Origin of the sequence: Prochlorococcus marinus str. MIT 9211 (assembly GCF_000018585.1) — a bacterium.
In the GTDB taxonomy this organism is placed as follows: Bacteria; Cyanobacteriota; Cyanobacteriia; order PCC-6307; family Cyanobiaceae; genus Prochlorococcus_D; species Prochlorococcus_D marinus_B.
The window spans coordinates 611,120-637,179 of record NC_009976.1 but is presented as its reverse complement, the minus strand read 5'-3'; the positions used below and the strand labels follow the sequence as shown (position 1 = coordinate 637,179).

At 38.2% G+C, this 26,060-nt stretch carries 29 protein-coding genes; 15 read left to right on the top strand and 14 right to left on the bottom strand.

What is annotated here, in order from left to right; genetic code table 11:
• Positions 1-46 precede the first annotated feature (46 nt).
• The 3 genes from hisS to P9211_RS03525 form a co-directional block, all read right to left on the bottom strand.
• Positions 47-1,318, bottom strand: coding sequence for a histidine--tRNA ligase (gene hisS, locus P9211_RS03535; protein ID WP_012195281.1), 1,272 nt, complete (start codon positions 1,316-1,318; stop codon positions 47-49).
• A gap of 602 nt (positions 1,319-1,920) precedes the next feature.
• Positions 1,921-2,193: a hypothetical protein gene (locus tag P9211_RS03530; RefSeq protein WP_012195280.1), complete on the bottom strand. Its 273-nt coding sequence runs from the start codon at positions 2,191-2,193 to the stop codon at positions 1,921-1,923.
• Positions 2,194-2,293: 100 nt separating this feature from the next.
• Positions 2,294-3,031 carry a 3'-5' exonuclease gene (locus P9211_RS03525; protein ID WP_012195279.1) on the bottom strand — a complete coding sequence of 246 codons (738 nt, stop codon included), beginning with the start codon at positions 3,029-3,031 and terminating at the stop codon, positions 2,294-2,296.
• Between the two features lie 157 nt (positions 3,032-3,188).
• Here P9211_RS03525 and P9211_RS03520 point away from each other — a divergent pair, with 157 nt between their 5' ends.
• On the top strand, positions 3,189-3,917 hold the full coding sequence (locus tag P9211_RS03520; RefSeq protein WP_012195278.1) for a DUF1350 family protein: 729 nt from the start codon (positions 3,189-3,191) through the stop codon (positions 3,915-3,917).
• 10 nt (positions 3,918-3,927) lie between these two features.
• The gene (locus tag P9211_RS03515; protein WP_012195277.1) at positions 3,928-4,176 is read left to right on the top strand and encodes a DUF6439 family protein; all 249 of its coding nucleotides are present in this window, start codon (positions 3,928-3,930) and stop codon (positions 4,174-4,176) included.
• Position 4,177: 1 nt separating this feature from the next.
• Here P9211_RS03515 and P9211_RS03510 read toward each other — a convergent pair whose 3' ends face one another.
• Positions 4,178-4,573: an ATP-binding protein gene (locus tag P9211_RS03510; RefSeq protein WP_012195276.1), complete on the bottom strand. Its 396-nt coding sequence runs from the start codon at positions 4,571-4,573 to the stop codon at positions 4,178-4,180.
• A 113-nt stretch (positions 4,574-4,686) separates the two neighbouring features.
• Positions 4,687-5,466: a GUN4 domain-containing protein gene (locus P9211_RS03505; RefSeq protein ID WP_012195275.1), complete on the bottom strand. Its 780-nt coding sequence runs from the start codon at positions 5,464-5,466 to the stop codon at positions 4,687-4,689.
• Here P9211_RS03505 and mnmH point away from each other — a divergent pair.
• The 3 genes from mnmH (at position 5,456) to P9211_RS03490 (ending at position 7,998) form a co-directional block, all read left to right on the top strand.
• Positions 5,456-6,499: a tRNA 2-selenouridine(34) synthase MnmH gene (gene mnmH, locus P9211_RS03500; protein WP_012195274.1), complete on the top strand. Its 1,044-nt coding sequence runs from the start codon at positions 5,456-5,458 to the stop codon at positions 6,497-6,499. The two genes, P9211_RS03505 and mnmH, sit on opposite strands and share 11 nt — an antisense overlap.
• Before the next feature lie 61 nt (positions 6,500-6,560).
• Positions 6,561-6,914: a photosystem II reaction center protein Psb28 gene (gene psb28, locus P9211_RS03495; protein ID WP_012195273.1), complete on the top strand. Its 354-nt coding sequence runs from the start codon at positions 6,561-6,563 to the stop codon at positions 6,912-6,914.
• A gap of 4 nt (positions 6,915-6,918) precedes the next feature.
• Positions 6,919-7,998, top strand: a complete 1,080-nt coding sequence (locus P9211_RS03490) for an AI-2E family transporter (RefSeq protein WP_012195272.1) — start codon at positions 6,919-6,921, stop codon at positions 7,996-7,998.
• 275 nt (positions 7,999-8,273) lie between these two features.
• Here P9211_RS03490 and secF read toward each other — a convergent pair whose 3' ends face one another.
• The 7 genes from secF to rsmA all read right to left on the bottom strand — a co-directional run bounded on the left by secF (position 8,274) and on the right by rsmA (position 14,097).
• Positions 8,274-9,242 carry a protein translocase subunit SecF gene (gene secF, locus P9211_RS03480; RefSeq protein WP_012195270.1) on the bottom strand — a complete coding sequence of 323 codons (969 nt, stop codon included), beginning with the start codon at positions 9,240-9,242 and terminating at the stop codon, positions 8,274-8,276.
• A gap of 18 nt (positions 9,243-9,260) precedes the next feature.
• Positions 9,261-10,730, bottom strand: a complete 1,470-nt coding sequence (gene secD, locus P9211_RS03475) for a protein translocase subunit SecD (RefSeq protein WP_012195269.1) — start codon at positions 10,728-10,730, stop codon at positions 9,261-9,263.
• A 3-nt stretch (positions 10,731-10,733) separates the two neighbouring features.
• The gene (locus P9211_RS03470) at positions 10,734-11,717 is read right to left on the bottom strand and encodes a pyruvate dehydrogenase complex E1 component subunit beta (RefSeq protein ID WP_012195268.1); all 984 of its coding nucleotides are present in this window, start codon (positions 11,715-11,717) and stop codon (positions 10,734-10,736) included.
• Between the two features lie 65 nt (positions 11,718-11,782).
• A complete protein-coding gene (locus P9211_RS09555; protein ID WP_225866237.1) occupies positions 11,783-11,950 on the bottom strand; it encodes a hypothetical protein in 168 nt (55 codons plus the stop codon).
• Positions 11,925-12,302 carry a DUF3082 domain-containing protein gene (locus P9211_RS03465; RefSeq protein ID WP_012195266.1) on the bottom strand — a complete coding sequence of 126 codons (378 nt, stop codon included), beginning with the start codon at positions 12,300-12,302 and terminating at the stop codon, positions 11,925-11,927. Before P9211_RS03465 ends, P9211_RS09555 begins: the two co-directional genes overlap by 26 nt.
• The gene (gene ispE, locus P9211_RS03460; protein WP_012195265.1) at positions 12,299-13,252 is read right to left on the bottom strand and encodes a 4-(cytidine 5'-diphospho)-2-C-methyl-D-erythritol kinase; all 954 of its coding nucleotides are present in this window, start codon (positions 13,250-13,252) and stop codon (positions 12,299-12,301) included. The genes P9211_RS03465 and ispE overlap by 4 nt, the downstream gene beginning before the upstream one ends.
• Positions 13,249-14,097, bottom strand: a complete 849-nt coding sequence (gene rsmA, locus P9211_RS03455) for a 16S rRNA (adenine(1518)-N(6)/adenine(1519)-N(6))-dimethyltransferase RsmA (RefSeq protein WP_012195264.1) — start codon at positions 14,095-14,097, stop codon at positions 13,249-13,251. The genes ispE and rsmA overlap by 4 nt, the downstream gene beginning before the upstream one ends.
• 132 nt (positions 14,098-14,229) lie before the next feature.
• On the opposite strand from rsmA, the gene P9211_RS03450 reads away from it, so the two are divergent.
• From P9211_RS03450 to P9211_RS03430, 5 genes are all read left to right on the top strand, one after another.
• Entirely contained in the window at positions 14,230-14,586 is a 357-nt protein-coding gene (locus P9211_RS03450; protein WP_012195263.1) for a hypothetical protein, read from the top strand.
• Positions 14,587-14,615: 29 nt separating this feature from the next.
• Positions 14,616-15,053: a 23S rRNA (pseudouridine(1915)-N(3))-methyltransferase RlmH gene (locus P9211_RS03445; RefSeq protein ID WP_012195262.1), complete on the top strand. Its 438-nt coding sequence runs from the start codon at positions 14,616-14,618 to the stop codon at positions 15,051-15,053.
• A 110-nt stretch (positions 15,054-15,163) separates the two neighbouring features.
• Complete coding sequence (locus tag P9211_RS03440) at positions 15,164-15,625, top strand: LexA family protein (RefSeq protein ID WP_012195261.1); 462 nt, start codon at positions 15,164-15,166, stop codon at positions 15,623-15,625.
• A 3-nt stretch (positions 15,626-15,628) separates the two neighbouring features.
• A complete protein-coding gene (locus tag P9211_RS03435; RefSeq protein WP_012195260.1) occupies positions 15,629-16,897 on the top strand; it encodes a Y-family DNA polymerase in 1,269 nt (422 codons plus the stop codon).
• Positions 16,898-16,968: 71 nt separating this feature from the next.
• A complete protein-coding gene (locus P9211_RS03430) occupies positions 16,969-17,433 on the top strand; it encodes a hypothetical protein (RefSeq protein ID WP_012195259.1) in 465 nt (154 codons plus the stop codon).
• Between the two features lie 46 nt (positions 17,434-17,479).
• Here the strand turns inward: P9211_RS03430 and dnaG are convergent, their stop codons facing one another.
• On the bottom strand, positions 17,480-19,519 hold the full coding sequence (gene dnaG / locus P9211_RS03425) for a DNA primase (protein ID WP_012195258.1): 2,040 nt from the start codon (positions 19,517-19,519) through the stop codon (positions 17,480-17,482).
• 136 nt (positions 19,520-19,655) lie between these two features.
• On the opposite strand from dnaG, the gene P9211_RS03420 reads away from it, so the two are divergent.
• The 5 genes from P9211_RS03420 (at position 19,656) to P9211_RS03400 (ending at position 22,464) form a co-directional block, all read left to right on the top strand.
• A complete protein-coding gene (locus P9211_RS03420; protein ID WP_012195257.1) occupies positions 19,656-20,543 on the top strand; it encodes a DMT family transporter in 888 nt (295 codons plus the stop codon).
• Between the two features lie 20 nt (positions 20,544-20,563).
• The gene (locus P9211_RS03415) at positions 20,564-20,956 is read left to right on the top strand and encodes a hypothetical protein (protein ID WP_012195256.1); all 393 of its coding nucleotides are present in this window, start codon (positions 20,564-20,566) and stop codon (positions 20,954-20,956) included.
• 31 nt (positions 20,957-20,987) lie between these two features.
• Positions 20,988-21,659 (top strand): Holliday junction branch migration protein RuvA, encoded by a 672-nt coding sequence (gene ruvA, locus P9211_RS03410; RefSeq protein ID WP_012195255.1) that lies wholly within the window; start codon positions 20,988-20,990, stop codon positions 21,657-21,659.
• 76 nt (positions 21,660-21,735) lie between these two features.
• A complete protein-coding gene (gene rpsO, locus P9211_RS03405) occupies positions 21,736-22,005 on the top strand; it encodes a 30S ribosomal protein S15 (RefSeq protein ID WP_012195254.1) in 270 nt (89 codons plus the stop codon).
• Positions 22,006-22,035: 30 nt separating this feature from the next.
• Positions 22,036-22,464, top strand: coding sequence for a PAM68 family protein (locus P9211_RS03400; RefSeq protein ID WP_012195253.1), 429 nt, complete (start codon positions 22,036-22,038; stop codon positions 22,462-22,464).
• A 6-nt stretch (positions 22,465-22,470) separates the two neighbouring features.
• Here the strand turns inward: P9211_RS03400 and P9211_RS03395 are convergent, their stop codons facing one another.
• The gene (locus P9211_RS03395) at positions 22,471-25,986 is read right to left on the bottom strand and encodes a DNA polymerase III subunit alpha (RefSeq protein ID WP_012195252.1); all 3,516 of its coding nucleotides are present in this window, start codon (positions 25,984-25,986) and stop codon (positions 22,471-22,473) included.
• Positions 25,987-26,060 lie beyond the last annotated feature (74 nt).

The window sequence follows — 26,060 nt, the reverse complement described above, 5'->3', positions numbered from 1 at the left end:
ATTCATTGTTTAAAAGTCATAGTTTATAGGTTGGCAATTTAGTTCATTAGTTCTTTAATGTGTGAACCAATTCATTAAATTCAGAATTCCTAAAGCAAATTTCATCAAAACCATCTCCATTAATACTAGAAGTTAGTCTTTTCAGACGTATTTCTCCTTTAGCTATTTCATCTTCTCCCATAATAATAGCCCATTTAGCATTAGACCTGTTAGCCCTTTTAAACTGCTTAGAAAAATTTGCTTGGGAGTGATCTAATTCGACAATAATATTGAATGCTCTTAACTTCCTTGTCAAAGAAAGAGCCTCAATTGCTGGCAATTCCCCTCTATTTATAAAATAAACATCAACAAATTGTTCTTTATGAATAGAATCTTCTAGCAGGATAATCAATCTCTCCATTCCAATAGCCCATCCAATAGAGGGAGTATCTGGACCGCCAAGTTGTTTAACTAATCTATCGTAACGACCGCCTCCACAAACAGTTGCTTGGGCACCCAATTGACTACTAGTAATTTCAAATGCTGTATGGCAATAATAATCAAGTCCTCTTACAAGATTGTGATTAAGATCAAATGGTATCTTCAGTTTATGTAGGGCTTCTTGTAAACACAAAAATCTTTCTTTGCTTAGATCACTTAAATAATCTGTTAGTAATGGTGCATCTTTTAAAAGTTCTTGTGTTGATTGATTTTTAGTATCTAATATTCGCAGAGGATTCTTATGAATTCGATCTTGGGAATCCTTATCAAGCAATTTAAAATTACATTCTAACCATTCATTTAATCGAGCATGATAGTTTTGTCTATCCTCAAATGTACCAAGACTATTTAATTCTAGTTTTAAATCTTTTAAACCTAAATCCTGCAATAAATCCCAAGCAATAGAAATCAATTCAGCATCGGCATGTATTGACGGTAAACCAAAAAACTCAACTCCCATTTGATGAAACTGTCTTTGTCTCCCAGCCTGTGGGCGTTCATAACGAAACATTGGCCCTCCATACCAAAGCCTTTGAGGCCCTTGATTCAAGAGACCATGCTGAACAACAGATCTAACCACTGAAGCCGTTCCTTCTGGTCTGAGCGTGCACGATCGATCACCTCGGTCCAAGAATGTATACATCTCCTTTCCCACTACATCAGTAGCCTCACCTATACCTCTTGCAAATAATTCTGTGATTTCCAGAAGTGGTGTCCGAATTTCTTTTAGACCTGCTCTATGAAAGTGATGCCTAGCTAAATTCTCAACTATTTGCCAACGCTGAGTTTGCATTGGCAAGAGGTCTACCATCCCTCGCAAAGTTTGAAACTCAGTCAAAACGAGATTTTTTCACTTAAAACTTAGAATACACCTGTCCATTACGGAGCCAAGCCAAGAAATATTGTCCTTGAAATTCCCTAGCTAAGCTTAAATCGATAAGGTTTTTTGTGAAAGAGCATAGAGAATTAAAAACACGAGAGTTGTGGCTATTTCTATAGCACGTGTAACCATCTAGGTTATAAAGAACTCATTTAATGTTATTGGAATGCTCTCTATTCGAGTTTCAACAATAATGAAAATATGAATTATCCATAAGCTCTCTACAAATAAATCAAGCTTAAAACCTATTACAAAATAAATAGTCTGTTAGTTAGAGAGAAAGCCTAGGTGGAATTTAATTTGCTTCTTAAGTTAATCATTTTATTGTAATAGCAATATTCAAGTTATAATTATAGAGGTCTTGATCAAAGTGAAAAGGCAACTAATAAATAGATTTTAATTATATTTCTAGATTACTTTTCTTTTCAACAATCAAAATATTTTTTTGAGAATAAAGCTTATTTGCGCTTTCGAATTGAGTGGTATTTCGTTCCTAAGTAAGAGGCAGTTTAAATAAAATCCATTAAAACTACCCAAAAGCAATTTCCTCACAGTTAAAATTAGTTTCCGAATCTCGTAGCAACTGAATACTTAATCAACCAGAGATTCACCCTTCTTCTATATGACTGAGGTACCTCTTGAAGCAACTGTGTCAATTCCAATGCACCAAGGCGTTTCAACTCTCTAGAATCAACTTTCCAAAGATGCTCTGCCTCACGAATTAAACGGGCCCAGCTTCTGGCTTGTTGCCATTGTCTTAAGCGTCTTTTTAGTTTTTGACGCTCTATGCCCCTCCTACGAAGGGGATTTTTGTTCAAATCTAATCCATTCATATAAATAGATTGGCAAGACAATTCACTATTTGCACGAAATAACCGACTGGCTTCAGATATCTAAAGGAAATCTATCTAGCCAATAAGTTGACCAGTAGCTTTAACTATCAACAAAATCCACAGGAAAGTCGAGCTGAGAAGCCTCTCTAGCGCTCAAACGTCGCGTCCAAGCTCCATGAACTGGGTCATTCCAACGAAAGCCCGCATTCTTCGCCAAGTGCCTCTGCTCATAAGAGACCTGAGCCCGCATAAGCATTCTTGGCTCTAATCCATGAACCAAAAGAGTTTCCAATTGATCACAACGTCTAAAGACCTCAGCCAAATAAATACAATCAGTCAAAGCTCTGTGAGCACTCCAGACTGGTATCTCATAAGCCAAGGCCAAGTCCCTAACAGATGGTCTGCTTCTTAATTGAAGATGTGAAGGCCATGAGATGTCTTCCATGGAACAAATCCATGGTTTTATTAATTTAGGAAGAGGAGGGCTGCCAAACCATTGCTTATCAAAAGCAACATTATGTGCCACAACAGCTTCTGCACAATCCACTAATTCCTCAAAATATTTCATTCCCATTTCCCAAGGTTGAAAGATTCTTGTTATCTCAGCAGGAATACGGTTAATTGATTCGGCTGAGTTTTCGTCAACAGGTAACAAGAAAGAGTTTTGGGCAAGAACAGATCTCGTTTTGACATGAAAAAGTATTGCTCCTATTTCTAAACACTGATCTTTATCTGAATCAAGACCAGTAGTTTCCGTATCTAGGATAAGCAATGTCTTAGGAAACTCCCCAATGCTGCCTTTAGTTGAATTACTAACGAAATCAAATTCCTTTTGCATCCTAAAAACTTTTCAAGTGTAAAACTGCTTCTTCCTAAGAAGAAAACCAGTATATTTACAGAAGTCCAACTTTCATGAAATATTTTGATGTTAATTGCAAATTTTGCAAGCTTTTTAATCAATAATTATTCATGATTCAAGAAGAAGTAGGAATTAAATGTATACCTGGAGACTAATAGAAAGAACTTGGTGCTCCTGGCCTCCCAAGCCTATTGGTCTAATTGAGATGATAGGTGGAAGCTATCTAGCAACTACACCTCATATTAGTTACAAGCTTCTCTTGGAAGGTCTCACAAGAAGAAACATCGCAGTTCATGCATGGAGGTATATTCCAGGGCTAGATCATCAATCTCAGGCTAATGAAGCCTGGCGGAATTTTCGGTTATGCAAAACAAAACTCGACTTAAGAGTAGGAGTAATGCCAAGTTCACTTAGAATTGGGCATAGTTTAGGGTGCAAATTGCACCTACTTGCTCCTGACTTAGGAAGAAATAGCAAAGCATTTATTGGTTTATGTTTTAACAATTTCACAGCAGACCAGTCAATTCCTCTCGTAGAGAAGGTAAGTAAAAGACTAAATATAAGAACGGAATTTAGTCCAAGTCCTCAAGAGACTTTGAAGTTAATTACAAAGAAATATTCACAACCGAGAAATTTATTAATCAAATTCACTCAAGATAATTTAGACCAAACAGATTTATTACTTGAATCTCTTCAAAACAGAATTAATGATCAATCTCAAGCTATTGAACTTGAGGGGAACCATCTAACACCTGCCAGTGCAGGATTAAGAAAAAATGTTCTTGGATCATGGGCTTATGACCAAAGAAAATCACAAAGGCTTGAAATACTTATAGATACAATCTATAAGTATTTATTGAATTAGAAAAATTGAGATGGGAAAATCCAAATGGTCATCCGCTACTCATAAATTAGTAAAAGAACTTCATTCTGAGCTAACACTAAGCAATAAAAATTGGCATCAATTAAAGAATAATTCTGAAAGGAGAGCTGCAGAGTTACTAATCTCAGCAATTGCTCAAATTATCAATGGAGGAGAAACCTCAGATATCCAATCACTCATACATCAAGCTTTACTTTGGTTAAACAAAGAAATTAAAGATCCAGGCTGTCCTTCTCATTGATTTAAGCGGGACGTTTGGCTGCTAACTGCAATCTATTGCCTGTTCTACTCCAACGAACATCATCAAAGCATTGGTGAATTAAAAAAAGTCCACGACCATTTTCTGCATCTAATTCAATTGGCAAGGTTGAGATCCTTGAAGAAGCTGGAATTCCTTTTCCTTGATCTTGAATCTGCCAAATCAGCCAATTAGGAGTCATTATCCTACGAACTCTCAAGGACTTTTCTGGATCTCCTTCATTTCCATGAAGAACGGCATTAACCAAAGCCTCATGAAGTCCCAACTCAATACGATCAATAGTTCTCTTGCAACCTACCGGTTCCAAAAGAAGCTTTATAAACGGAGCAAGTTGGAGTGTAGAAGGGAGAATAAAATCTGCCCACCTAAATGAGCGCACAATAAAAATAATAATGTTTTAGATAGCCTAGAAGCAATTATTTAGAGCCCAGGCAATAGAACTAAAAGAAGCTTAAAAAAAGTACCCTTAAACAATTTAACTTTAATTGCGAATTACGTCTTGATCGACCTGCGAGGGTTAAATGCAGAATGATTTATCAATGCATCCATAAGACGAACACCTCTTAATTGATTAATAAGTGGCATATGTCCTTCTGGAGCAGAAATAGACCAAGTAAATGCGTTGGGATATCTAGTCCAAACACCATTTTCTTTCCAGCCTATTTTGGGCCAAAGCATCTCATAGCGACCCTTAAGCGCTTCCAGAAGCCTGGCTTGTACAGAGAATCCGAATTTACCCTGTGAATAAGCTATCCACAATCGGTCCAAAGTAATCAAATCAACTTCGGTAATTGACGTAACCTCGCTGAAATAAACGTAACCTCGTTCAACAGCCGAGGGCCCAGCCAGTTCACGCAAGGTAGAACTAGTCATTCTATCGGCATCTTCAAAACGTTCTTCCAGAAGAGCTTGTTGTAAAGCTGCATAATTAACACCGCTTCCAGAATGAGTCCTAAACCAACCTGAAGAGTCTGGATCAATTAATTTGGATATCAATTGAGGTTGATGTCTTTGGCAAACTTGCAATAGCCAACCTGCACACCAATTATCACTTTCGGGATCAAAATTCTTTAATAAGTCTTCTCCTAGTTCTTTAAAATCACTAGAGCGTTCCTCGACTAACTTCACAAACCGGCGTTTTTGCCGTAAAGAACCACTTGAGAATTTCTCAAGAAGTTCATGAATAGTTAGATTGGTTGAATCAGATTTGTCAGAAGGCATAACTTTGCAACCGGCCTCTATAAGTCTGCTTTGACCTACTATGTCAGGCATTGGAACCCCTCCTTCATATTCTCTCAAGATCTTCCGAGACAAAGAAGGTCCATTAATAGATATACGAAGTCCAAAAGAATTTAATCAAGGGCACTGGCCAGGAGCAGCCAATCTACCCTTATTTACTGATGATGAAAGGGCTTTAATAGGTACAGCTTACAAAAAAAAGGGTCGTAATCAAGCGATAATTTTAGGCCTAGAAATAACAAAGCCAAAACTTTCTAGCTTTAAGGCATCTTTAGAAAACAAAAGCAATGAATCCATTGGTTCTTTTCTAAGGATTTACTGCTGGAGAGGGGGACTTCGTTCCAAAAGTCTTGGCTGGCTAGCAAATTTAATTGGCCTAAAGGTAATTCTTCTTAATGGAGGGTATAAAAGTTATAGGAAATGGGTCTTAGAGCAATTTGAGAAAGAGTGGCCTCTCAAATTAATTGGTGGCAAAACTGGTGTAGGGAAGACATCAATACTTTTTGCTTTAAAAGAAAGAGGAATATCAACAATTGATCTTGAAGGTCTTGCGAACCATAGAGGAAGTAGTTTTGGCGGATTAGGTCTTCCGCCACAACCTAGTTCAGAGCAATTTGAAAATCTGCTAGCAGAGAAGCTTTGTAGTTTCTCAAAGGAATTTGTCAAGGGAATATGGCTAGAAGCAGAGAGTGCAAATTTAGGGAGGTGCAGAATTCCCAACGGACTCTTTAAGCAAATGAAAAAGGCAGGTTTAATTGAGCTAAATAGAACAAAAGCTGAACGTGTTGAGACTTTAGTAAGCGAATACAGTATTCAACAAAAAGAAGACCTTAAACTAGCCACAATCAGAATTAGTAAAAGGTTAGGCCCCCAAAGAACTTCATGGGCATTAGAAGCAATAGAGAAAGAAGATTGGGAAGAAGCTTGCCTCGCAATGCTTGATTATTACGATAAATGCTATATCTATGACTTAAACAAGTCAGAAAAGGTTGAGACAATCGACATCTCAGGACTAAATTATCAATTAGCTGCTGAAAAGCTTATCAAGAATGGTCATGTCTATTAATACAAACTTTTCGCATATAAAAGACTTTTTCATTAACATGTTAATTAAGTCGTAGAGATCAATGAGTAGCTCCAAAATAAATCCTGCGATTCAATTCTATGAAGGTGTTGATGAGACAGCAATTCCAGAGATACGTCTAACGAGAAGTAAGGATGGTAAAACTGGTCAAGCAATTTTTGTTTTTCAAAAGCCAGATGCACTTTCCGAGGCAACGACTGGAGATATAACTGGCATGACATTGATTGACGATGAGGGAGCTCTTAAAACGAGAGAAGTAAAAGCCCGATTTCTTAATGGAGAACCTAGCGCTATAGAAGCTACCTACACATGGAAAACAGAATCGGATTTTGAAAGGTTCATGAGATTTGCGGAACGTTATGCAAAAAAGAATGGTTTAGGGTATTCCTCAAAATAAGAACTTGAAACTCTCTGGTTGGTTAACACTTGCAGCATTAATTACTTCGACATTACTTCTGTGGAATCTTCGAAGTGTCCTAATAATTATTTTTGCTGGAATAGTACTTTCTATAGCTTTATGTACTCTGATAGGGAAAGTTCAGTTAACATTACAATTACCTCGTGCGATCTCATTTCTGCTAGTAGTAACTAGTGGCTTATTAATATTTGCATTGTCGATGGTAATCGTAATACCTCAATTTACCGAAGAATTCCAACAATTAATAATACAACTTCCATCAGCAGCAAAGGAATTATGGCAAATAAGCGTTGACTCTATAGGTAAAGTATCGGAGTTTGTATACGGAGAAAATGCAAAAGATATTTTAAAAGATAGTTTCTTATCAAAAGACTTTACCGCTTTACCAGATGGTGCATCGCTCGCTAATGGAATTACAGATAGTTTAAAAAGAATTCTAAATCTCGCTGGTAATTTAGGGCTAGGAATAGTTCAGTTTATTTTTGTTATATCAATAAGTCTAATGATAGCTATACAGCCAGAGGCATACAAAGAAGTCTTTATTTTATTGATACCATCTTTCTATCGTCGTAGAGCAAGAACAATCCTCGTAAAGTGTGGGAATTCCTTAAGTAACTGGATGCTAGCTGTAATCATAAGTTCATCTTTTGTTGCCATACTTGCAGGGGTTAGCCTTTATATACTTGGAGTGAAGCTTGTTGTAGCCAATGCATTACTAGCAGGGATATTAAATATTATCCCCAACATTGGTCCGACATTAAGTACTATCTTCCCAATGTCGGTAGCTTTACTTGATAATCCATGGAAATCACTTGCAGTACTTGGAATCTATATAATCATCCAAAATCTCGAAAGCTATGTAATAACTCCATCAGTTATGCAGCATCAAGTCAAGTTACTACCTGGTTTCACCTTAACAGCTCAGTTTATATTTACCATAATCTTCGGACCAATTGGACTGCTATTATCTCTTCCTTTAGCAGTAATAATACAGATCCTAGTAAAGGAAGTTTTAATTACTGATATTTTAGACAAGAGAAAAGCTCTCTGTAAATATAATTAAAATTTTAAATCTTCTATGAATTTACAGATTATTTAAGTAGTGTATCTTTTAATTAATGATGGGCTAAACAATAAAACTATTACAGCCAAAGGATGAGATCTTATTGCAAATAGAAAGGACGTAATAGTGAAATGATCAACCAAAAGACGTAACTCAACTCTTAGGTCCCAAAGTGATAATAAAATTAGAATATATGGTATCCAAATATTCTCTATTAATGATTCAAGACGGAGCTTCTTCAAAATTCTATCTCTATTATTATTTTTCAAGTCAAGTCATACTTCAGATCTCAAGCTTAACAATGAAGGTGCTAAAGCAATACTTGACCAACTGCCCACAGTTACACCTAATGCCAAAGCAACTGAGAACCAAAACAAGGTGTCCCCTCCAAAAAATATCAATGCTCCTAAAGGCAATAAAGTAGTTAAGCTTGTATATAAAGTTCTTGATAATGTCGCAGATACTGCAAAATCTATCTTTTGGTTAAAACCTAATGAATTAGCTGAGGAATTAATCTCACGAATCCTATCAAATACAACTACAGTATCATTTACTGAATATCCTGAAATTGTTAACAATGCAACTGCGAAAAGACTATTAACCTCCAAGTTTAAAAATATCCCAAGCCAAGCAAATACACCACATACAATCAATACATCATGAGATAAAGCTACAAGCGCTAACAAGGCAAAGGTCTTGTCAAATCTATAGCTTATATAAACTGCTATCCCACTAAATGCCACCAACAAAGATATCAAACTACTTTTAAGTAACTGAGCGCCTAAAGTAGGGCCAATCGTATCTATAGATTGTCCTCCAGGCTGAAAAGGGCCTGCGATTGGATCCAATGCTTGTGCCACTTTTTCTGCTTGAGAAGCAGTTAAGAAAGGCAATCTTACTAAGATTGATTTATATCCGTCTAGGAACTGAACTCTCGCTATTGATAAATTTGGAGATGATTCGTTTCCAGAAGTATTCAAGGGGATTTCTCGTAATAGCTCCGTAACATTTGAAGTCCTTATTGGATTGCATTCATCATTACATTGACGTTCAAGTTTTATTTGTGTACCCCCTGTAAAATCAAGTCCAGGGCGAAGCGGATAACCTATTAATGGGTTTAACCAGCATGAAATCAAGCCTGCGATACTAATAATTACTGCCAAGCCAGAAACTAGCCAAATCTTATATCTATGACGAGTAACAGGGAAAATCAATTTTGTTTTATGAACTGGAGAAGAAGACACTTGTTTTAAGTTAAGGAATCAGGAAGGAAGTTGACTGGCCGACAAAAAGTTAGTTGGTCTCCTTAATGATTTATAGCTCATAAGGAATCTTAGAAGTATCCGAGTACAAGAAAGTGCCGTAAATAAACTAATAACGACTCCAATTCCAAGTGTTGCTGAAAAACCTTTTACGAAACCAGTTCCCAGGTAAAAAAGTGCTGTACAGCTAATCAAGGTGGTTATATGCCCATCAATAATGGAAGAGAATGCTTGAGAAAATCCACTATCAATAGAGCGAATCAATGTATTACCTCTTCGAAGCTCATCTTTAACTCTTTCGAAAATAAGTACGTTTGCATCAACAGCCATTCCAATGCTTAAGATAAAGCCTGCAATACCAGGGAGAGTAAGGGTGACTGGGATTAATGTATAAACAGCAATATTAAAAAGCGCATAAAAACTAAGCGCGATTACAGCCACTAATCCAGGAACCCGGTAAAACAAAACCATAAAAACTGCCACTAAAGATAAACCACTTAATGATGCAATCAAACTTCTACGAATATTCTCACTACCAAGCGTTGGGCCAATTGTCCTTACCTGGATTATTTTTACAGGCGATGGCAATGAACCTCCCCTCAATTGAACTTCTAATTCCCGAGCAGAGTCTGCTGTAAACCCTCCACTAATAGTAGCCGCACCACCAGTAATCCCTGCAACTTTGAATTGTTCTCCAACGCTTGCCTCACTAATCGATTCGCCATCTAAAACTATTCCTAAAAGGCGCTCTGATCCTGCAATTGACTTGGTTAACTGAGAGAATTTATCTCCACCGCTTTGATTAAAGGTTAAAGTTACCTCCCAACTAGAGAGGTTTTGTTCTTGACGGCGCCCTGCACTTACCAGATCCCTACCTGTCAAATCAGAAGGCTCAAAAAGGTTAACTATTCTTGTATTAATAACTTTGGTTAGATTTTCAAGCTGCTCAAAATCATTGCCAGTAGTTTCCTTTAGCCCTAAAGATTTATTCACATTCTTAAGTTGTTGCTTTTCATTGTCAGGAAAAACTCCATTCTCGTCATTTATTACGCCCTTAGAGATAGCAATATTCCTTAAAACAGACCTAAGAGATTGAAGTCGCTTCATCTCTGTCTTAGTCCCTTCCTTCTGAGCCCTAAACTCAAGAAGTGCTGTTTTCCCTAAAACCCTTGCCGCCCTTGAAGGCTCTTGCTCTCCTGGAAGTTCTAAGATTAGTTGATTGGTCCCAATAGTCTGAAGAGTTGATTCTGATACTCCCAGGCTGTTAACTCTGCGATCTAAGACTGCTTTTACTGCTTCAACTTGTTCATCTTTGATCTGGGGAAAATCTTTTGTCGGTTGAACTTCTAAAGTGAGCTGACTTCCACCACGAAGGTCCAGACCTAACTGAAATGGTTGACTAAAGCAAACCGAACATGAAGCAATTACCAATGCAAGAAGAAGTGCAAACCAACCTTGCTGACGAGCCATAATTTAAAGTCCCTTTTTAATAATCTCTTCTGCCGATTCAACAATTTGGTGGGGTTGAATAATCGTTAGGTTCTCAAGTTGACCATTGTAAGGAGTAGGTATGTCCTGACTAGAAAGCCTGATAGGTCGAGAGTCAAGATCATCAAAACAGTTTTCATTAATCAAAGCAATCAATTCAGCACCTATCCCTCCTGTTTTCATGCATTCTTCAACAATTATTACTCTGTGAGTCTTCTTTATCGACTTGCAAATTGTTTCCATATCAAAAGGTTTCAGGCTGATTAAATCAATCAATTCTGCATCAATTCCTTTCTCCTCCAGTTGAGGGAGTGCTTTCAGGCAATGATGTCTCATTCGGGAGTATGTAAGCAATGTCAAATCCTTACCTTCCTTGACGACATCTGCTTGATCTAAAGCGCAGACATAGTCTCCATCAGGCAATTCTTCGCTCAAGTTATAAAGAAGAACATGTTCAAAAAATAAGACCGGGTTATTATCTCTAATTGCGGCTTTCATTAAACCTTTCGCATTAGTAGGTGTACTGCAAGCAACTATCTTTATCCCAGGGACTGCATGGAAATACGCCTCAAGTCTTTGGCTATGCTCTGCACCAAGCTGACGGCCAACTCCCCCAGGACCACGAACAACAGTCGGGATAGTGAAATTACCTCCACTGGTATACCTCAACATCCCCATATTGTTTGATATTTGATTAAAGGCAAGAAGAAGAAATCCCATATTCATTCCCTCCACAATTGGGCGAAGCCCAGTCATGGCTGCTCCTACAGCCATCCCAGTAAAACTATTCTCTGCAATAGGAGTATCTAAAACTCTTAACTCGCCATATTTCTCATATAAATCCTTCGTAACCTTATAAGAACCCCCATATTCCCCTACATCCTCTCCCATAACACACACATGAGGATCTTTTGCCATCTCCTCATCAATGGCTTCTCGAAGAGCATTAAAAAGAAGTGTACCTGCCACAATTTTTCGGGGAGAATTCAGGCTAAGCCCGCTGGTTTAGCCAAGCTATATCAAACCGTGCCCAATTAACCGCCTGCAGCAAATGTAGAAAGAATCAATACGGAAAGCAACATGCCAGGGCTTAGCAAAAGAACCAAAAGGCCAAGGTCATGAAGTGTCATAAAGATCCCCCCTTTAGAAGCAATGAAATTATTTCTTACTTGAAAACTAATCACCCTCAACTCGACTGGCATCAAACAAACTTCGAATAAATACAATTGTTAGCCCTAGACCAATAAAAGCGAAAGTAAAAGTAGCCAAAAACGACATCCCAATAACTAATGTTTTAAACCCAGAACGAATGCTCTGAGCAATAGGAGAAGAGTAATTGGGAGAATGAATTGTGAAATAAACAACCAGCTTCTCACTCAACAACAAAGCAACCCATGCAAACAGAAGACTTGTAAGAGCTCCGGACAAGAAACTGAGTGGTCCTTTACGAACAGGCTCACTCTTACCACTCTCATCGTTTCCCAAAGAATTATTTTGTTCGGTAGGAGAGCCCGAATGATTTACAGGCAAAGGCTTGTCTTTTGTATTGCTCACTTCGCGAACCTCACTCCTTTCGAATTAAGAGCACAACACCAGCCTTCTAAGCATTGTTTTCGAAGCTCCTCTTGATTCTCCTCAAGAGCAATTCTAGCCTGATCCAAATCAGAGAAAATTGCAAAGCAGCTTGGGCCTGATCCACTCATTGCTACCGAAAGAACACCTTTTAATGAGCGAAGGAATTGCAAAGCTTTCTCAACCGCTGGAGTGGCTGGTGCAACAACCTCTTGAAGGTCATTAATCAAAGGAGGAGGGTTTGATGCATTAAGTGGTCTTAACCAAGAGGCTTTCCTAAGAGCCATTCGCTTCTCTTGGAAATCAATTTCTTTGCTTAAGTAAGTACTCTCATTTAATTGCTTGTACCTTGAATAGGCCCATGGAGTGGACACAGATACAGATGGATCTTTTACAAGAACTATTGCCAAAGTTGGATCTGATTTATCTAAAGGTTCCAGGCATTCACCTCGACCAAAGCACAATTGAGCTCCCCCTGAGATGCAAAATGGAACATCTGAACCAAGCTCAGCCGCCATATCTTCCAACTGATTATTAGAGAAATTTAGTCCCCAAAGAGAGTTAAGACCTACCAAAGTTGCTGCTCCGTCACTCGAACCTCCAGCCAAGCCTGCGCCAATAGGAATTTTTTTTCTTAAATAAATTAAGGCCCCTAAATCCCTTAATCCTGATCGACTTCGAATTAGCTTTGCAGCCTTAATAATCAAATTTCCATCTCCATTGTCTAACTCTGGATTATCTGAATTAAGGCTAATCAGTTCATCATTTGTCTTAGTTATCTCAATCTCATCAACTAAATCAATGCTTTGCATAACCATAGCTAACTCATGAAAGCCATCTTTACGTAATCCCAAAACTTCTAAATGCAAATTTATCTTTGCTGATGCATAAACTTTCAAAGACTCTGCTATAGAGGAAGAGACCTTATTCATGATTGTATCTCTCCCACAAGTTTATCCATATCATGAATCCTCTTTGCTAGAGACACCCACATCATTGGAGATATCTCTTGAGGCCTCTGGTTCAAACTTATTCCCAGCTGATCTGCAAGAGATTCCAACTGGTTAAGAGGCCTAATACTAGCTAAAGTGTTTCTCAGCTTTTTACGCCTGCCCAAGAAAGCAGTCCTAAGTAAAGATTCAACTCGTTTTTCAATATCAACATTCAACCTTTCTGAAAAAGCAAATGGTTCAATGACGACAACTTTTGAGTGCACTTTAGGTGAAGGTTTAAAACACTTAGGCGATACGTCACAAACACTTCTACTCTTACACAATAATTGAACTCTTACACTCATTGCACTAAAACTGCTTTGACCAGGCATAGCAAGAATTCTATCTGCAACTTCTTTTTGCAAAAGTAACACCAAGCGTTCATATCTCGTCTCTGGAAAAAATCCTAATTTTCCAATCAAGCGTTCAAGCAACGGAGAAGTAATGTTATAGGGGATATTGGCTACCACTTTATTAACTTCTATTCCATCAGGGGGTAACAATGAAATTTTCAAAGCATCTCCTCCTTTTAATGAAAAACGCGTCTCATGAAAAAAACGTTCTCTCAGTCCTACAACCAAATCCGTATCTAATTCAATCGCATGAACCAATGAAACCTTTGAATTAAGCAACTTGTGAGTAAGGGCTCCCCTACCAGGGCCTATTTCTAAAACACGATCATTTTCACAAAGCTCTGCCGCTTCAACAATCTTTTCTAAGATAGCTACATCTTTTAACCAATGCTGGCCAAAGCGTTTACGAGCACTATGCCCTGAGAAGCTCATATTCTTCCTCCTCCTTTTACAAATCCTTCACAAGTTAACAAACATAGAGCCAATACTAAAAAAGAACCCTGTAGCATGAAGTCAATAGAAGACTCTCTCACACTTCCTCTAACTTGATAATTTTTTAATCCTATGAGTTTTGACCCAAATAGCCTTGAACGACTCCGGGAATTAAGCCGCCAACTTCCTAAAGAGATACCAACTCCCAACAGACCCCTGCTAAACACAAAACAATCTTCCAACTCACCCCAGCACCCCATTGAAACGGAAGAAGACCCCAAAGAACTATTTAAGCAACTTATTAAGGCAAGTCCTGATGGCAAAATACCTAAGCATTTAATAACTCGCTTAAAAAATATTGAAGGCAAATCTATAGGTAATGAAAATAAGCACACCCCCATAGAAAGAGAAGAAGCTATTAACAATAAAAGTGATCAAATCGACAGTCTCTATGTTTCCTTCAAACAACTGCTTCTAGAAGAAGAGTAGATAAACGAAAAAATTTTAACTAATTAATTTTGCTAAATCCCTCTCGATATCGAATACTTGCCATAGGGAAAACCAGGAAGGCCTGGATTCAAAATGGGCTGAATCTTTACATCAAAAGGCTCCCTGGATTAACAATTACAGAGCTAAAGGATAGCGACCTTAAGAAAGAAGCTCAATCAATCCGCTCTTCAATTAAAACTAACGAATTACTAATCATTCTTACAGAAGAAGGCGAAAGCCTAACTTCTCTTGGTTTTGCCAATCGCCTGAAAAGCCTAGGTTCTAGCCGGCTCCTTTTTGTAATTGGTAGCGCCAATGGCCTTGATTCAGAAATCAAAGCCATGGCCAATTGGAGCATAAGCCTCTCACCTCTCACTTTTCCGCATGAGATAGCCCGCCTTTTACTAATAGAGCAACTCTATCGCGCAAAGAATATTTGCGAAGGCGGCTCCTATCATCGCAATTAAAGCTCTAAATAAAAAATTGCCGCTATCTTCTAAAGGTCCATAAGGAGCCATACTCAACATTTACTTAGTACTAATAGTAGTACTGATATACTACTATTAGTACTAAGTAAATGTTTCTTGTGAATTTCCCTCAAGTACCAGTACCTCCTCATGTCAAACCTATACAACTATTTCTTCCTTTAGCAAATGAATGCGTGGCAGCAGGTTTTCCCTCTCCTGCTGATGACTACATTGATGCGGGGATTGATCTGAATGAACATCTAATTCTCCACCCAGCAAGCACCTTTTTCCTGAAAGTAAAGGGTTTCTCCATGACTAATGCAGGCATTCAGAACGGAGACCTTTTAATAGTAGATCGCAGCCTAGATGCTCAGCCGGGATGCATAGTAGTGGCAATACTAGATGGGTGCTTTACGCTAAAAAGGCTGACTCGTCATAAAGAAACACTTTACCTAGAAGCAGAGCACCCTAACTACCCAGCAATTGACATGCGTCATTATGACAATGTTCAAATTTGGGGGGTCGCCATATATTCCATTCACAAGCTCACACGTACTACTCAGTCGTTATAATTCATGTCCATAGCATTGATTGATGGCAATAACTTTTACGCAGCCTGCGAGGAAGCTATTGACCCTAAACTGACTGGTCGCCCCTTGGTGGTCCTATCCAACAATGATGGGTGCGTCATAGCAAGAAATGCCAAAGCTCGTCGTCTTGGGGTCTTAATGGGGGCACCCTATTTCAAAATACGTCATGAACTAAATAGGCTTGATGTCGAAGTGCGCAGTTCGAACTACGCACTATACGGCGACATGAGTCATCGCCTAATGAGCCTACTTACAATGCATTGCGAGGATTTGGAAATCTATTCAATTGACGAAGCATTTGCCAAAATCAACCGTCCTCCTGACCAAAGTCTTCATCCTTGGGCACGTCAATTACGAGCATCTATTTACAAAAGTCTTGGCCTACCAATTGCAATTGGCATCGGTGCAAGCAAAAGCCAAGCCAAACTCGCCAATTACTTAGCCAAAACAGCCTCCCACCATGCGGGTATCTTTGACCTAGAGAAGGCTAAAAGTCCAGAAGCATGTCTTGAAAACATTGCCATAGAAAATGTTTGGGGTATTGGCCGAAAATTAGCCCGCTGGTGCCGTATACGAGGCATCACAAATGCCAAACAATTTCTTAACATGCCAAGTAATGAAGTGAGATCAAAATTTGGGGTTACAGGCATACGTCTACAGAACGAATTGCAAGGGATTACTTGTTTACCTCTATCAACTAAACCAGCAGCGAAACAAGAGACTTGTATTAGTAGAAGCTTTAAAAGGCCGATAAGTACTATCGAAGAATTACGTCAGGCAATATCAACATACGTTGTGAAAGCAAGCGAGAAGCTAAGAATGCAACAACAACGGGCTGGCGCTATCACTGTTTTCACGCGTACAAGTGCCTATACACCATATTTTTATAGCCAAGCAGCAACTAAACGCCTTAGTGTACATAGCAATGATACATCCATACTGCTCGCAAACTCACTTGATTTAACAAAGCGTATATTCCGCCCTCATCGTCTACTAGTAAAGGCAGGGGTTATAATGCAAGACCTCGTAGACAGCGAACATCTACAACTAAATCTCCTTGAAACATTTAATCCAGAAAAGACACACCAACGCGAACGACTAATGCAAACAATCGATAATCTCAACAAACGCTACGGCAATGACACAATAAAATGGGCTGTATGTGGAACAAACCAAACTTGGAGAATGCATCGTAATCATCTAAGTCCGGCTGCAACAACACGCCTAACAGACATTCCCACTGTAAAAGTATAAGCTCTGGAAGACGAAGACGTATAATTTGCAAATAATTCTTCTTAACTACTAGTTAGTATCACAAGAAAGTAATGGAATTTCTTCTATTTCTAGGTTCTCAAGAAAAAGAAATTCTAGAGTTAGTATATAAAGCCAACTATTCAGTAGAAGAAAATACTCCTTTATGTCTTTTAGGAGAAAAGTACTTTGGCTTCCTAAAGAAAGATCAAAAAAGAATAGTTATTTGTACAGAGAACGCGAAAAGTCATGGTGGATATAATTTATCAAGAAGCATAGGCTATCAGGACGACTACAAGACAGGGCTAATGATAAGGAGAGCCATAAGGCACGAATCTGTCCATGTAGCTCAAGAGTGTAATAATGGCAATTTGCTTAATCTTAAAAACAAGAAGAACGCAAAAATCAGTGAACAAAAGCTAGGGGCATTAAAAGGTTCGGTTAAGCTAACAGGAAACCTAGAGAAAGAATACGAAGCCTACTTAATTGAAGACCAGCCCAGAAAAGTAATAGCTGCTTTAAAAAAATATTGTTTTTAAAAGTCTATTAGGATGAGTGATGTGAGTATTAATTAGATAATTTCTATTAATCATTTGAAATCGCGCAGCGCTCTTTATCTAAATGAAGGAGATGTTTTCGCTCCCTATAATACAATTGCTGGAAATTTAAAGCATCAGTATTGAGTTCATTAAACATCTCATCTATACGGGCCTCCATCTCAAACGACAAATCAGGTTGGTTTTGTTCTTGTTCAAGAAGCGCAGCAATACAAGTCTCAAGAGTTTCAAGGCGCTGCCCACTCCAAGCCTCAATAAGGTGTCGACAACGTCTGAGAGATTTATGACGTTCCAACACGGCAAGAGTTCCACGTAAATAAGGAATAGGAGTTTTCATTGCCGCCATCTGTACTTCGCCAAGTTCTAAAAGTGGTGTGAAACGAGAGGAAAGAAGGTCATTATTATCAGCTGTGAATTGATCTAGAAGCAATCGAGGAAGTTCTATTAAAGACAACTCATCACCAGGGGCGTCACCTCTACAGATTGACTCTAAAAGTGTCATACCAAGGTTGCTTTCCTCAATATCACTAATTGAAGACCAAAGTAGACGATGATGATGAAGCGCAAAATCCTCAAGTTCCCGTTGTCTTAACTCACGCCTAATATTGGCTCTTTGACTGGGGCAATGAAGATACAGTCTAAGGATTTCAGCTTCATTGCGTTCTCTTAGACTTGCTTCGCCAGGTTTTTCAAGACGCGTAGACTGTCCATGCCAACGTTGACCTTTGACTTGTTTTCGGAGATCATCTTCAAGCTGTAGGGCAACACGAGCCTGTCCACCACTTAAACGCTCAGATACTTTTTGGAGATAATAAGTTCGTAAAGCTGATGGTGGTAATTTACCTAACAATTGAACCAAACCACTAACAACCAATTGGAAATGGTCTGCTTTAGTTAAATCAAGATCTTTGAAGACTTGGTCGATTTGCCAATCAATCCAGAGGGGAGCTTTATCAAGAAGGGCCTTATAGTCAGCAACAGAGTTTTCTTGGAGATATTCATCAGGGTCTTTTCCTGAAGGCAAGTGCAAAACACGAAGCTCTAGCTGGCCTTGCATCGCAAGGTGCTCAACTTCATTTATAGCCCGATTAGCAGCACGAATTCCTGCATTATCAGCATCAAAGTTTAGAACTATTCTTTTACTATCAGTACACCTACATAATTGTGTGACCTGATGACTACTTAACGCAGTGCCTAAGGACGCCACCGCATTTGTTACACCTGCTGCATGAAGTGCTATCACATCAAAGTATCCTTCTGCGACAACAGCTTTATCATTCTTTCTAATTAAATTTGTGGCTTTATCTAAAGCAAAGAGATGCTTACCTTTTTCGAAAACTTCAGTTTCAGGAGAGTTTAAATATTTAGGATCCGTTCCATCAAGACTTCTACCTCCGAAGCCTATTACCCTACCTTGTCGATCTTTTATAGGAATCATTAATCGGTTCCGAAAACGGTCATAAAAGCCATCTCCTGATTTCCTAGGAATAATTAGCCCAGCCGCTTCCAACAACTCTTGAGAAATATTCTCAACATGGTTAAGGTGTCTAAGCAAGCCATCCCAAGCATTAGGGGCAAAACCAAGTTCAAATTGATCGATTATTCCACGGTCTAAGCGACGTTTTTCAAGGAGATAATTAAAAGCTAAAGCGCCCTCAGAAGATCTCAATCTATCTTGAAACCAGCCTTTTGCTAGATCAAGAATCTTATAGAGGTTATCTCTTCGTGAAAGTTTTTGTCGTAGACGTTCTTGCTGAGGTCCTTCTAAAGTCTCAATCGGTAATTGATATTTTCTAGCAAGACCTAAAACAACATCTATAAAACTTTCTCGCTGAAATTCCATTAGGAATTTAATGGAATTGCCTCCTGCCCCACAAGAAAAGCAATAATAAAATTGCTTCGCTGGAGAGACAGTCATAGAAGGCTTACTGTCATCATGAAAAGGGCAAATTCCAACAAACTCCTTCCCCTTTTTCTTTAAGACAACATGCTCTCCAACAACATCAACGATATCAGCCCTTTCTTTAACTGCCTCAATGGTATGTGGATGTATGCGAGGGTTGCCCATTAGATTATTTTGAAGGTCATCAAGAATTTGGTCTACTTAATAGTTCTAATTTCTAAAGAACAGTGATTTTATCGATGCAACCACTAAGCAATTGCAACCTTGGAAATCAAATTCAATGTGAACTAGCAATTAAGAGATGAGTATAAAAGAAAAGGAAATCCTTGGATTTCAGTCATTAATTGCAAGTGCTTTAGCATTTAGCCTGATGACAGTCTGCGTGAAGAAACTTGAAGGGAGAATACCTGTTGCAGAACTAATTTTCATTAGATCTGCAATAAGCCTTTTAATAACAAGGTTCTTAATGAAACAACTCAAGGTAAATCCCTGGGGTACAAACAAAAAATTACTATTGATAAGGGGGGTAATGGGAACAGGCGCCTTGTTTTGTATTTTTAAAGCCCTAATGTTATTACCCCTTTCTACAGCAACAGTTATTCAATACAGCTATCCAACTTTTACAGCAATTTCAGCCAAACTCTTCCTAGGAGAAAAGATAAGAAAAAGAATTCTTGTCGCAATAATGATGGGATGGGTTGGAATAACTCTCGTAGTACATCCTCTTAGGGGAGAAAGCATAGGAGGCGGCCAAAATCTATTCGCAATAGGTATAGCTTTGATGGGTGCAGTCCTGACAGCATTGGCTTATGTAAGTGTTCGCAAGCTCTCTAAAAAAGAGCATCCTTTAGTAATTGTGCATTATTTCCCTTTGGTATCAGCACCAATCTGCCTACCTTTTTTATTCAGCGAAGGGGTTATCCCATTGGGAATGGAATGGTTATGGCTTTTAGGTATTGGTCTATTTACTCAACTAGGCCAAGTATGGATCACCAAAGGATTAAGTCTTCTCCCTGCGGCTCAGGCAAGTTCAATAAATTACACCCAGGTGATTTTTGCAACCATCTGGGGAATGCTGTTTTTCTCAGAGTTTCTCAACATTTACGTTGTCACAGGTGCGATATGTGTATTTGGAGCAACATTAATTAGCCTATCTGCTAGGCCAGATTTAGAATTGGTAATAAAATAAAAATCATCTCTCCAAAAGTTATGAGAATTTTATTTGCCTTAATCTTTTCTTTGAGCTTTTGTTCAACCGCCTTAGGAAACGAATCTCAACGTGGCTATGCAAGGTCAAGAACCTGCACCAAACAAGAATATAGAGAAGAGTATTTCCCTGGAACTTCTCTTGAGAAACCTGGATATATAGAGAGCTGGACAGAAACAGTTGAAGTCCCATGCAACTCGAGAGGAGCCACTTCAGTCAGACAAGCAGTTCCACAAAAAGTCGATAACAATGACTGTAAAGAGGGTTCTCTTATAGGTGGTTTGCTTGGAGCTGGGCTGACAATGTCTGGGACCAGAGGGAAAGATAGATGGTGGGCCGTCCCAGCAGGAGGGGCAGCAGGTGCAATGATTGGCTGCCAAATAGATGGAGGTTGATCTCTACACTAATTAATTCTTGATTGTCCTAATGATTGGCTGGCTTAAAGGGGAAAAAATAGATCACTGGAATAATGGCAATAGAGCAGGTTTTGTATTGTCATGCAATGGAGTTGGATACGAAATTCAGCTATCTAGAAGAAATCTCATTGCTCTTAATAACTACAATGTTTTATCAATATGGATTCATCAAGTTCTAAAAGAAGATGGATCTAACTTATTTGGATTCATAGAAAAAAGTGAAAGAGACCTATTTAGAAAATTAATAACTGTTAGTGGAGTAGGCCCTCAACTTGCGATGTCCCTACTTGATGACAACTCATATGAGCAATTAATTGCAAATGTTCAGAATAAAGAGGTTACTAAATTAACCAGGTCTTCAGGCGTGGGAAAACGTACAGCAGAAAGACTAATCCTGGAATTGCAAAACAAGCTATCTGATTTCGACTTAAATAACGAGTTCTCCCCTCCAACAAAATTGCGCCCAGAGTCTGCTGAAGATCTCAATGAAGAGCTATTAACAGAAATAAAAAGTGCTCTAAGGAATCTTGACTATTCAGATTTTGAAATTTTGGAAGCCGTAAACACTGTCACAAGCAACTATCTCGACGATGCAGCTTCAGCCAATGAGCGGAAGCTGCTTCTAAAAAGTCTAAATTTTGAGAAGCTTTTCAAACAAGCTCTAATAACGCTAAACAAATAAAATAGGTATAAAGCAACATGAGGCGTTAGATTAAGAAGCCACTTCAAAACTCTTTCTATTCGCATTCGACTTCAAAATGACGCTAAATACCCAAGAAAAACAAAAACTTATCAACACCCATCAGAATCATGGCACTGACACGGGCTCAGCCGAGGTGCAAGTGGCAATGTTATCCGAGAGAATCTCAAAACTAAGTAATCACCTACAAAAAAATATTCATGACTTTTCATCTAGGCAAGGTCTTTTAAAAATGATTGGTCAGAGGAAAAGGTTGCTCAATTATCTACGTGACAAAAGTAATAAGCGCTATACTGACATAATTACAAAGCTAAAGCTCAGGGGCTAATCAATAAATAGAACATATAAAGATTTTTAAATGTCAAAAGATTTGGACCCAAAAAAAAATAAAAAAGTAATACCTAAGGGAGTTAATGAGGAGAAATCATTTCAGTATCCAGAGATAAAGAAAAACAAAAAGAAAAGTCGTGAATCTTTTATACCTAAAGCTGTTGCAAATAGGATGGCTAGAAGAGTTATTTTTACAACTGGTTTACCAACATTATCTGGCATGGGAGTTTTCATAATTAGTTATCTTCTAATAATTAAAGGAATTACAGATGTACCTCCGGCCATTACACTTGCCAGTTCAGCTCTATGCTTTCTAATTGGTCTTATAGGGTTAAGCTATGGGATACTTTCTGCTAGCTGGGATGACTCACCTGGAAGTCTTCTAGGGTTTGAAAATATCCAGCCAAACATTGAACGTATGAGAAATGCATTCAAGACTGTAAATACAAAGAAATAAATATATTTAGTTAACCAAACTCTCACTAAAACTGGCTTTAAAAGAACTATTCTGCAAAGACTTAACTGCCGCAGCTGCATCCTTAACACAAAATTGATGACCCAAACGAATATATTTAATATTGCTACCATCTCTAATTACAGCAACTACAGGAACTCTTACGCCCAGCTCATCTCTTGCAGGACGATGATTATTTAAACATTCTCTAAGCCGATATTGATAATCAATATTAGAAATTTGATCAGGCAATAAGTCAACTAAAACAAATCTCATGTCATCTATTGAGCGGCAATCATCAACAATTAATTGAGTATTATCATCCCTTCTATCAACTGATGCCCAAACTAATAAACGTGTCTCAGAAATCAGATGATCTGAAAGTCTGTGATAACTCTTAGGGAAAACAACAGCTTCGCATGAGCCTGTTAAATCCTCAATTTGAAGGATAGCCATTTTATCTCCCTTGCGAGTAGTTACTACTCTCATATCGTTAATCATGGCAATGACACTTACTTTTGACTTATCCCGTTGATCTTCTAATGTCCCTAAGCTTATTGGAGCAATAAGCTTGGCTGGCTCAGAGAGTTGCTTAAGTGGATGATCAGAAAGATAAAAGCCAATGAGTTCCTTCTCAAGGCGAAGCTTTTCTGTAGGAGAATAGTCGCTTACAGGAGCTGCTTTAGGAGCAGTGTGAAGGCTGTTTGATGTTTGATTCTCGGAAGAAGAAGATGCCAGATCAAACAAGTTTCCCTGACCACTAATACGATCTCGCGCTCTAGAAGTCGCCCACTCAATAATCAGATCAAGGTCTGCTAACAACTGAGCCCTATTTGCCTTCTTATCAAAGGAATCAAGCGCACCAGAATGAATTAAAGACTCTAATCCTCTTCTGTTAAGGGTATTTGGTGGAATTCGATCACAAAGATCTGCCAAGGAAATAAAAGAGCCATCTTCTTCACGAGATTTTATTAATTCACGAATAGCACCATCACCAAGGTTTTTCACGGCAGACATTCCAAACAGAATGTGATTTTCATTGGGAGTAAAATCTATTCCCGAAGAGTTAACATCTGGCGGCATAACTTCTATGCCCATGGAATTACAGTTAGATATATAGCGTTGAACTTTGTCACTAGACCCAGCATTTACAGTAAGCAGAGCAGCCATATATGCAACTGGGTAATGAGCTTTTAAGTAAGCTGTTTGGAAAGTAACTGCTCCATAAGCAGTGGAGTGACTCTTGTTAAAGCAGTACTCCGCAAAAAGGAGCATTTGCTCAAATAATTCATTGGCTATATTCGAATTAATTCCATTTTTACTAGCGCCTTCAAGAAAAAAGTTTCTATGTTTTTCCATCTCCGCAACCTTTTTCTTACCCATAGCCCTTCTTAAAAGATCTGCCTGGCCTAACGAATAACCAGCCAGTTCTTGGGCAATTTTCATTATTTGCTCTTGATAAAGCATTATGCCGTATGTCTCTCCAAGTATTGGTGCTAAAGAAGCATGGGGAAAATCAATCTGCTCTTTCCCATGCTTTCGATTAATAAATTTTGGAATTAATCCTGCATCAAGTGGACCTGGTCTATACAACGCAAGAATTGAAGAAATATCTTCCAAAGAAGATGGCCTAAGATCTTTAACTATTTGTCTCATTCCAGTTGACTCAAGTTGAAAAATTCCCTCTAAATCGCCTTTTGATAAGAGCTCATAAGTTTTAGTATCGTCCATATTTAATTGATCTAAATCAAGCTTTTCCCCCAAAGAATCTTCGACTAAAGTTACTGCCTTTTCAATCATAGTAAGATTCTTAAGACCTAAAAAATCCATTTTAAGTAATCCTAATGATTCAATATCTTCCATAAAATATTGAGTAATTATTTGGCCATCATTATTCCTTTGAAGAGGAACTAAATTATCCAAGGGGTCCGAGGCAATAACAACACCTGCTGCATGAACTCCAAAAGTCTTATTAGTACCTTCTATTCTGATTGCCATATCCAACCACTTCTTTACCAAAGGATCATTTTGGTATTTTTCTCTAAAATCTTTACTGGGAGTATTATCCCCAATCATTTGAGAAAGTTTAGCTGGCTTACCTCTGACTACAGGAATTAACTTTGCTAATCTATCTGCGTCACTATATGGAATATCCAAAACTCTTGCAACATCTTTAAGAACAGCTTTAGATGTCATTCGGTTGAAAGTAATAATTTGCGCAACCTTATCTTCTCCATAGCGCTTCGTAACATAATCAATAACTTCACCCCTACGTTCAATACAAAAGTCAGTATCTATATCAGGCATAGATTTCCTTTCAGGGTTTAAAAATCTTTCAAATAAAAGACCATTTGTTACAGGATCAATATTTGTAATACCCAAAGAATATGCAACGAGGGATCCTGCTGCAGAGCCCCTCCCTGGACCAACTGGTATATGATTTTCTCTTGCAAAACGAATATAATCCCATACAACAAGGAAGTAGTCTGGGAAACCCATCTGTTCTATTATTTTTATTTCACTATTAAGGCGATTTATATATTTATTTTCAATCATCTCTAGTGATTCAAGCTTAAGTCTAGTCATCAATCCATCTTGAGATACCTTCCTTAAATAATCAGTTGACTGACCACCATCAGGCACAGGGAACTGAGGCATTTTATAAGTTCCTAAAATATTGTATTCTTCTACTTTTTCGGAGACAGTAACAGTATTATTTATTGCTTCTTGTATAATATTACTCTCGATATGGTCTGAGAAAAGCTTTCCCATCTCTTCTTCAGATTTGAGATATTCTGTTCCTGTATATCTCAAACGTTTTTCTTCACTTATCAATTTCCCTGTAAGTACACATAACAACGCATCATGTGCTTCCACATCATCTTTAGTAAGGTAGTGAGCATCATTTGTTGCAATCAGTTCAATATTTAATTCTTTAGCAATACGACATATCCCTGTATTGACTATTCGATCTTCTACAGATCCATGGTCCTGAATCTCTAAATAAAAATCATCCCCAAAAACTTTTTTATACCAACTAGCAACATCCTTTGCCACATCAATACGGTCTCGCAAAATAGCCTGAGGAATCTCGCCACCAAGACATGCAGTCGAAATTATCAAGCCTTCTTTATAAGTTTCAAGTAATTGTTTATCAATACATGCTCTTGAAAAAATTCCTCGTCCTCTCATCCCATTTAAATGGCTAATAGTAGTTAGCTTGACTAAATTCCTATATCCAACGTCATTCTTAGCAAGTACAACAAGGTGATATCTTCGTTCTTTTTTCGGCTGAGGGTCTTCTATTGATCCATTAACAACATACATTTCATTCCCAATGATTGGTTTTATACCTTCTGACTTACAAAGCTTTAAAAGTTCAATAGCGCCATACATCACTCCATGATCAGTTAGCGCAATAGCTGGAAATCCAAGCGCCTTGGCTCTGGAAACCATTGCTGGCAGCTGACTAGCTCCATCAAGAAGACTGTAATCGCTGTGATTATGAAGAGGTACAAAGCCCATTTCTGCATTCTATGGGGAATACTCAATATCAAGCGTACTCAATCAAACAAAACGCTACATAAGGTGTATCGAGT